Annotated in this window: 7 protein-coding genes; 6 read left to right on the forward strand and 1 reads right to left on the reverse strand. The window is 76.1% G+C overall.

The window, feature by feature from the left end; translation table 11 throughout:
- The coding region (locus HGCM_RS17600; RefSeq protein WP_019136420.1) for a PspC domain-containing protein at positions 1-650 on the reverse strand (650 nt) is incomplete at its 3' end.
- 157 nt (positions 651-807) lie between these two features.
- Here HGCM_RS17600 and HGCM_RS08485 point away from each other — a divergent pair.
- The 6 genes from HGCM_RS08485 to HGCM_RS08510 all read left to right on the forward strand — a co-directional run bounded on the left by HGCM_RS08485 (position 808) and on the right by HGCM_RS08510 (position 8,506).
- Positions 808-2,187, forward strand: coding sequence for an ATP-binding protein (locus tag HGCM_RS08485; protein WP_306426426.1), 1,380 nt, complete (start codon positions 808-810; stop codon positions 2,185-2,187).
- A 4-nt stretch (positions 2,188-2,191) separates the two neighbouring features.
- Entirely contained in the window at positions 2,192-2,869 is a 678-nt protein-coding gene (locus tag HGCM_RS08490; RefSeq protein WP_026075353.1) for a LuxR C-terminal-related transcriptional regulator, read from the forward strand.
- Positions 2,870-2,925: 56 nt separating this feature from the next.
- The gene (locus tag HGCM_RS08495) at positions 2,926-3,273 is read left to right on the forward strand and encodes a hypothetical protein (protein WP_019136423.1); all 348 of its coding nucleotides are present in this window, start codon (positions 2,926-2,928) and stop codon (positions 3,271-3,273) included.
- Between the two features lie 69 nt (positions 3,274-3,342).
- Positions 3,343-3,825: a DUF456 domain-containing protein gene (locus tag HGCM_RS08500; protein WP_019136424.1), complete on the forward strand. Its 483-nt coding sequence runs from the start codon at positions 3,343-3,345 to the stop codon at positions 3,823-3,825.
- A gap of 62 nt (positions 3,826-3,887) precedes the next feature.
- Positions 3,888-6,452 carry a DNA helicase PcrA gene (gene pcrA, locus HGCM_RS08505; RefSeq protein WP_019136425.1) on the forward strand — a complete coding sequence of 855 codons (2,565 nt, stop codon included), beginning with the start codon at positions 3,888-3,890 and terminating at the stop codon, positions 6,450-6,452.
- 116 nt (positions 6,453-6,568) lie between these two features.
- Complete coding sequence (locus HGCM_RS08510) at positions 6,569-8,506, forward strand: acyltransferase family protein (RefSeq protein ID WP_019136426.1); 1,938 nt, start codon at positions 6,569-6,571, stop codon at positions 8,504-8,506.
- The last annotated feature ends 80 nt before the right edge of the window (positions 8,507-8,586 follow it).

The raw sequence follows: 8,586 nt of genomic DNA on the forward strand, positions 1-8,586 counted from the left end.
GGCGCGCCGGTGCCGGCACCGGTCGTCCCGAGGTCGTCGGGCCGCGCCCCGTCGGCGGTCGGGGGCGTCACGGGCGCGTCGGCCGGCATCACGGCGCCGCCGCCCTTGCGGTTCTGCACGGCGGTCACGACGGCGACGACGACCACGACGAGGAAGGCGATCCACAGCAGGCCGCCGACCCAGCCGAACACGTCGCCGAGCCAGCCCGGCCGGCCGTCCCAGAACCAGAACGGCGAGACCCCGCCGCCGCGGCCCAGGCCGACGACGACCATGGCGGCGGCGCCGACCAGCGCGACGTCGAACCGGCCCGCGATCGCCTCCTGCAGGTGGATGCGCCCGTCGCGCTCCTCCGGCAGCAGCGCCCACGCGACGCCGTAGGCGACGAGCCCGAGCCCGACGACGAGCACGGACACCGCGAACAGGCCGCGGACGAGCAGCGGGTCGAGCCCGAACCGGCGCGCGACGCCGCCGCACACCCCGGCGACCCAGCGGTCGTCGGTGCGCACGATCCCCGCGGCGCGGATCGAGTCGAAGAAGCCGCGGTCGCCCTGCGGGCGCGGCGGCTGCGGATGGGGGTACGGGCCGTACGGGCCCTGGGGGCCCTGCGGCCCCGGTGCGCCCGCGGCGCCGGTGGTTCCGGTCGTGTCCATGGCTCCAGCCTGCTCGGCGGCGACCCTCGGCGGCATCGGGGCCCACCCTGGTCCGACCCTGAACCGGCGCCGGACCGACCCCGGTCCTGGCGGTGCTGCACCCTGAACGTGGGCCCGGGTGGCGCCCGCGGGCCCGCGGACGTGTTTCGATCGGGGCGTGACGAGCGCAGGCACGAGCCCGGGGACGGGGCCGGGAGGCGGGTGGGCGCCGGGGGTGCCCGGCGCCGGGCCCCGCCCGGTGGCGCGCCTGCCGCTGCGCCGGCCCGAGCAGGGCCGCTGGGTCGGGGGCGTGGCGACGGGCCTGGCCGCGCACCTCGGGCTGCGCGTGGGTCTCGTCCGGATCGCCTTCGTGCTCCTCGCGCCGCTCGGTGGCGTCGGCGTCGCGCTGTACGGGTTCCTGTGGCTCACCGTGCCGGCCGGGGACCCGGCGGTCGTGGCCGTGGACGAGCGTCCCGGCGCCCTCGCGCGCCTCGCGCGGCGCCAGCAGGGGCCGGACGCGCCGCTGCGCCGATGGCCGGTGACGGACATCGCGGCCGGGCTCGCGCTCGTCCTGGGTGCGCTGGCGCTGATCGCCGGGCGCAACGGCGCGCTCGACCTGCGCTGGGTGGTGCCGGTGCTGCTCGTCGTGGCGGGGCTCGTGCTCGCCTGGAGCCAGCTCGACGCGGCCCAGCGCGACCGGCTGCGGGCGCGCGCCGGCGGGCGCACGCCGGTCCCGGTGCTCCGGCTCGTCGGTGGGCTGGTCGTCGCGGGCGTGGGGGTGCTGCTCCTCGTCGGCCAGTACACGGGCCGCGGCATCGACGCCGGCACGCTCGCGCAGTCGGTCGTCGCCGCGCTCGCGGTCCTGGCGGGCGTCGGGCTGGCGCTCGCGCCGTGGTGGCTGCGGCTCGTGCGCGAGCTCGGCGACGAGCGCGCGGCCCGCGCGCGCGAGTCGGAGCGGGCGGACATCGCGGCGCACCTGCACGACTCCGTGCTGCAGACCCTCGCGCTCATCCGCGCACGGGCGGACGACCCCGCCGAGGTCGCCCGCATGGCGCGTGCGCAGGAGCGGGAGCTGCGCGAGTGGCTCTACGACGACCGCCCGGCGCCGGGGACGAGCGTGACGGCGGCGCTGCGCGCGATCGTGGCCGAGGTCGAGGACTCGCGGTCCGGCCCCGGCGGCGACCCCGTCGCCATCGACACCGTCGCCGTGGGGGACCGGGTGCCCGACGCGGACACCGAGGCGCTGCTGCAGGCCACGCGCGAGGCGCTGGTCAACGCGGTCGTGCACGGGCGGCCGCCCGTCTCGCTGTACCTCGAGGTCGGGCAGGACGCGGTCGAGGTGTTCGTGCGCGACCACGGCGACGGGTTCGACGTGGACGCGGTGGGTCCCGACCGGTTCGGGGTGCGGGAGTCGATCATGGGACGGGTGCAGCGCCGCGGCGGGTCCGCGAGCGTGACGTGCCGGCCGGGCCGCGGCACGGAGGTGCACCTGCGGGTGCCGACGCGCACGGACGACGCCGGCGCGGCCGGTGGCGCCCCGGCGGGAGGAGAACGGTGAGCCGATGAGCCAGGCGAGCACGAGCGGGGGCGACGTCGTCGACGTCGTCCTCGTCGACGACCACCACCTGTTCCGCACCGGCGTGCGGGCGTCGCTGGACGCCGGCGTCCGGGTGGTGGGTGAGGCGGACTCGGTCGAGACGGCCGTGCAGGCGGTGCACGCGCTGCGCCCGCCGGTCGTCCTGCTGGACGTCCACCTGCCGGGGGGTGACGGCGGCGGCGGGGCGGAGGTCATCCGTGCGTGCACCGACCTGCAGGGGACGACGCGCTTCCTGGCGCTGTCCGTCTCGGACGCCTCGGAGGACGTCGTGGCCGTCATCCGGGCCGGGGCGCGCGGGTACGTGACGAAGGCGATCGACGGCGCGGCGCTGTCGGACGCGGTGCGCCGGGTCGCGGGTGGCGACGCCGTCTTCTCGCCGCGGCTCGCGGGGTTCGTGCTGGACGCGTTCGGCGCCGCGGCGGGCGACGTCGCCACGGGCGACGACGAGCTCGACCGGCTCTCGGCGCGCGAGCGCGAGGTCATGCGGCTGATCGCGCGGGGGTACACGTACCGCGAGGTCGCCGCCGAGCTCTTCATCTCCGTGAAGACGGTCGAGACCCACGTCTCGGCCGTGCTGCGCAAGCTGCAGCTCTCCAACCGCAACGAGCTCACGCGCTGGGCGGCGGCCCGCCGCCTGCTGTGACGCGATCGATCTGACAAGGCGTCAGATCGCGCCGCGCGGCCGACTAGGCTGCCGGCATGGACCTCGTCTTCCAGATCCTGCTCGTCCTGCACCTCGTCGGCTGGGCCATCGTGCTCGGCGGCGCGCTCGTCAGCCTGCGCGCGCCGAAGATCCCCGCGGGCCTGCTGCACGGGGCGCTCACCGCGCTCGTCACCGGCCTGATCATGGCCGGTCTCGGCTTCTCCGGCGTCGCCGGGCACGACTACGACCACGTGAAGATCGCGGTCAAGACCGTCGTCGCCGTCGTCATCACGGTGCTCGTCGTGCTCGGCCAGCGCCGTCCGGAGCGTGTCACCGCCGGCTACCTCGGCGCCATCGCCGGGCTCACGGTCGCGAACGTGGCCGTCGCCGTCATCTGGCGCTGACGGCCCGGCCCCCCCGCGGCGCCCGGCGCCCGCCGGGTGGCCCGCCGCACCAGGCCCTAGGGTCGGGGCGTGCCGGAGTGGGGTGAGCTCGTCGTCGGCCTCGTCGTGGCCGCGGGCCTGGTCGGGGTCGTCGTCCAGGTGCTGCCGGGGGCCTTCCTCGTGCTCGGCGCCGTGGTCGTGTGGGGTGTGGTGACCGGCGGTGCCGTCGGCTGGACCGTGGTGGCCGTCGCCGTGCTGGCGACCGCGGTGGCGCAGGTCGCCAAGTACGTCCTCGCCGGGCGGCACCTGCAGCGGCGTGGCGTGCCCGGCTCGACGATCGTGTGGGGTGGCCTGCTCGGCATCGTGGGCTTCTTCGTCATCCCGGTGGTGGGCCTGGTCATCGGCTTCCTGCTCGGGGTGTTCCTCGCCGAGCTGCGCCGGCTGCGCGAGGCCGGCCCGGCGTGGCGGGCGACCCTGACGGCGCTCGCGGCGACCGGGATCACGATCCTCGTCGAGCTCGCCGGTGCGCTCGTCGCGACGGGTGCCTGGGTGGTCGGCCTGCTCGCCACCTGAGGTGCCCGCGCGCGGCCGGCGCGTCCGTGGGTGTGGGTGGGGGCGCCTACCCTGGGAGTGCCATGACTTCGCTGTTCGAGAGCCTCGACCTCCCCGTCCCCGGCGCCGCCGCGACCCCCCGTGCCCCGGGGTCGACGAGCGCCGCCGCCCGCCGCTCGCACGCGGGCGAGTCGTCCGGCCTGCCGCTGGTCGTCCCGCCGCGCGGCGAGGCCGACGACGAGCGCGCCGAGCGCGAGGCGCGTCGTCAGGAGCAGGCCGACGCGCTGCTCGTCGGTCTCAACCCGCAGCAGCGCGAGGCCGTCGTCCACCACGGCGGACCCCTGCTCATCGTCGCCGGCGCGGGCTCGGGCAAGACGCGCGTCCTCACGCACCGGATCGCCCACCTGCTCGCGACGCGGCGGGCGCGCGCGGGCGAGGTCCTCGCGATCACGTTCACCAACAAGGCCGCGGCGGAGATGCGCGAGCGGGTGGAGCAGCTCGTCGGGCCGGCGGCCCAGCGCATGTGGGTGTCGACGTTCCACTCCGCGTGCGTCCGGATCCTGCGGCGCGAGGCGAGCACGCTCGGCCTGCGCTCGAGCTTCTCGATCTACGACGCGGCGGACTCCCAGCGCCTGCTGACCCTCGTCGCGCGCGAGCTCGACCTGGACCCGAAGAAGTACCCGGCCAAGGCCCTGGCCGGGAAGATCTCGGCGCTCAAGGACGAGCTGGTCGACCCGGAGACCTTCGCCCGGACGTCGGGCGGCGGTGCGGCGAACGACTTCGATACGGCGCTCGCGCAGGTCTACACGCGCTACCAGGCGCGCCTGCGGCAGGCGCACGCGCTGGACTTCGACGACCTCATCATGACGACGGTGCACCTGCTGCAGGCGTTCCCCGCCGTGGCGGAGCACTACCGGCGCCGGTTCCGGCACGTGCTGGTGGACGAGTACCAGGACACGAACCACGCGCAGTACGTCCTGGTGCGGGAGCTCGTCGGCGTCTCCGCGACGCCGGCCGCGAGCGCCGAGGGCGCCGACGAGGTGCCGCGCGGCGAGCTGACCGTGGTCGGCGACGCCGACCAGTCGATCTACGCGTTCCGCGGCGCCTCGATCCGCAACATCCTCGAGTTCGAGGCGGACTACCCGGACGCGCGCACGATCCTGCTGGAGCAGAACTACCGCTCGACGCAGACGATCCTCTCGGCGGCCAACGCGGTCATCAGCCGCAACGCGGGCCGCAAGCCGAAGCGGCTGTGGACCGACTCCGGCGCCGGCGCGCAGATCGTCGCGTACGTGGCGGACACCGAGCACGAGGAGGCGCGGTTCGTCGCGCAGGAGATCGACCGGCTCGGCGACGAGCAGGGCGTGCGGCCCGGCGACGTCGCGATCTTCTACCGGGCCAACGCGCAGTCGCGCGCGCTCGAGGAGGTGCTGGTCCGCGTCGGGCTGCCGTACAAGGTCGTCGGGGGCACGCGCTTCTACGAGCGGCGCGAGATCAAGGACGCGGTCGCCTACCTGCGCGCGATCGCGAACCCGGACGACGACGTCAACCTGCGGCGGATCCTCAACGTGCCGAAGCGCGGCCTCGGCGACCGCTCCGAGGCGATGGTCGCGGCCTTCGCCGAGCGCGAGCGCATCTCGTTCGGCGCGGCGCTGGCCCGGCTCGACGAGGTGCCGGGGCTGGGCACCCGGGCGATCACCGGCATGGCGGCCTTCGCGCAGATGATGGACGGCCTGCGCGAGCTCGCCGCCGACGCCGGCCCCGCCGAGGTGCTCGGCGCGGTGCTCGACCGCTCGGGCTACCTGGCCGAGCTGCGGGCGAGCGAGGACCCGCAGGACGCCTCGCGGGTCGAGAACCTGGCGGAGCTGCACGCGGTCGCGAGCGAGTTCGAGCAGAGCGACCCCGAGGGCGACCTGGCGGACTTCCTCGAGCGCGTGTCCCTCGTGGCCGACTCCGACCAGATCCCGGTGCCGGACGGCGCGGACGACGACGGCCAGGCGCGCCCGGACCCGGGTGTCGTCACCCTGATGACGCTGCACACCGCGAAGGGGCTCGAGTTCCCGGTCGTGTTCCTCACGGGCATGGAGGACGGCACCTTCCCGCACATGCGGTCGCTGTCGGACCCCGACCAGCTCGCGGAGGAGCGACGCCTCGCCTACGTGGGGCTCACCCGGGCGCGCGAGCGGCTCTACGTCTCGCGCGCCGCGGTGCGCACGGCGTGGGGCGTGCCGAACGAGTTCCCGCCGAGCCGGTTCCTCGACGACCTGCCGGAGGAGCTGCTCGACTGGCGGCGCCGCGAGTCGTCGACGTCCCAGCTGCGCGGCGGCTGGGGCTCGGGCTTCGGCTCCGGCGGCGGGTACGGCTCCGGCGGCTACGGGCGCCGCGACCGGTCCGGTCCCGCGCCCGCCGAGCGCGAGGCACGGGCGCCGCTGCCCTCCACCGGCGCGAAGTTCGGGTCGGCCACCCCGCGCTCGGACGTCGAGATCCCGTCGCTCGCCGTCGGCGACAAGGTGACCCACGACGCCTACGGGCTGGGCACCGTCGTCGCGCTCGAGGGCGCGGGCGCGAGCTCGGTCGTCAAGGTCGACTTCGGCAGCGAGGGCACCAAGCGGCTCCTGCTGCGCTACTCGCCCGTCACGAAGCTCTAGCCGGACGAGGCCGCGGCCCGGCTCTCGCACGCACCGGCCGCGCCTCTGCCGCACGCCGCGCCGACCCACCTAGGGTGAGCGCTGACAGGACGCGGGGACGCCTGGACGGTGGTGACATGACGACGACGACGCCGCGCGGCTCGACGCCGGCGGACGCGGTGCGCACCGACGTCACGCCCGGCGCGGAGCACCACCGACACCGCGGTCCGGCGAGCGCCCCGGGTGCCGCCTCCGGACGGATCCGGGGGCTCGACGGCCTGCGCGCGTGGGCGGTCCTCGCGGTCGTCGCGTACCACCTCGCGCCGTCGTCCGTGCCCGGCGGGTTCATCGGCGTCGACGTGTTCTTCGTCGTCAGCGGGTTCCTCATCACGACGCTGCTGCTGCGCGAGGCCGCCGACCGCGGCCGGATCTCGCTGCCGTCGTTCTGGCTGCGCCGCGCGCGCCGCCTCCTGCCGGCGCTCGGGCTCGTCGTCGTGACGTCGCTCGTCGCGGCGCGCCTCGTCAGCACCGACCTGCTCGTGGGCATCGGCCGCCAGGTGCTGGGCGCCGCGACGTTCCTCACCAACTGGGTCGAGATCGCCGCCGGCTCCAGCTACTTCGACGCGACGCAGCCCGAGCTGTTCCAGCCGTTCTGGTCGCTCGCGATCGAGGAGCAGTTCTACGTCCTGTGGCCGGTGCTCCTCGTCCTGCTGCTCGTGCTCGCACGGTCGTGGCGGGCGCGGGCGGCGGTCGCGCTCGGTGCCGCGCTCCTGTCGGCCCTTCTCATGGCCGTGCTGCACCAGCCCGACGGGGACCCGACGCGCGTGTACTACGGCACGGACACCCACGCCTTCGGGCTCCTGCTGGGCGTCGCGGCCGCCTTCGCCTGGCGCGGCGGCCTCGTTCTGCCGCTGCGGCCCCGGCTCGCGCGCTGGCTGCCCGCGTCGGCGCTGGGGCTGCTCACGGTGCTCGTCGTCGTCCTGCAGGACCAGGCGACCGTCACCTACCGCGGCGGGCTGCTCCTCGCGTCGGTGCTGGCCGTCCTGGCCGTCGCCGGCTGCACGACCGGGGAGTCTGCCTACGTCCGGGCGCTCGAGACCCGGCCGCTCACGTGGGTCGGCGAGCGGTCCTACGGGCTCTACCTGTGGCACTGGCCCGTGATCCTCGTCGTCGGGGCGGTCGTCGTGGCGGCGCCCGGGACCGCGGCGTGGTGGTGGGGGACGGCGCTGTCGCTCGTGGTGACCTTCGCGCTCGCAGCGGCGTCGTACCGCTGGCTCGAGGTGCCGGTGCGGCGGGACGGCTTCCGCGCCGTGGCCGCGCGGGCACGCGCGGCGGTCGTCCGCGAGCCGGGCGCCCGCGTGCTGGCCGGTGCGGCGGCGGTGGTGCTCGTCCTCGCGGTCGTCGCCGTGGCGGGCGCGCCCGCGAAGTCGCAGGCGCAGCTCGCGGTCGAGCAGGGGGAGCGCGCGCAGGCGGAGCAGGGCCGGCAGGCGACGCAGCCGGCGGCGACGCCGAGCGCGGGCGCCGGCGCGGCGGCACCTGGGGCGCAGGACCCCGGGGAGGGGACGACGGGCCGGCCCGTGACGGGGGCCGACGTCGTCGCGTTCGGCGACTCGGTGCTGTCCGCCGCCGCGCCCGCCGTGTACGACGCGCTGCCCGGCGTCGCGATCGACGCCAAGCCGATCCGCAAGTGGGTGGACGCCCCGGCCGTCGTGGAGGCGGCCGCGAAGGAGGGGCGGCTGCGCCCGGTGGTCGTGCTGGCGTTCGGCACGAACGGGGGCTTCCAGTTCCCGGGCTCCGAGAAGGCCGTCGAGTCGATCATGCGCACGCTCGGCGACGAGCGGCAGGTGGTGTTCGTCAACCTGACCGGCATCAGCTACTGGGTGCCCGACGCCAACCAGCAGCTGGCGTCGATCGTGGAGCGGTACCCGAACGCGCACCTGGTCGACTGGGCCGCGAAGGTGCACGGCCACCCGCAGTGGCTGCACCCCGACAAGACGCACCCCAACATGGCGGGGATCGTCGTCTACGCCGAGCTGCTGGAGAAGGCGCTCGGCCGGCTGACGACGGCCGGCTGAGCCGGGTCCGCGCCGGCCGCGACGGCTGCGGGTCAGGCGACGTCGGCCGACGCCCAGGCGGCGACGACGGCCGCGCGGAC

The sequence above is a fragment of the Cellulomonas massiliensis JC225 genome, from assembly GCF_000312005.1.
GTDB lineage: Bacteria > Actinomycetota > Actinomycetes > Actinomycetales > Cellulomonadaceae > Cellulomonas > Cellulomonas massiliensis.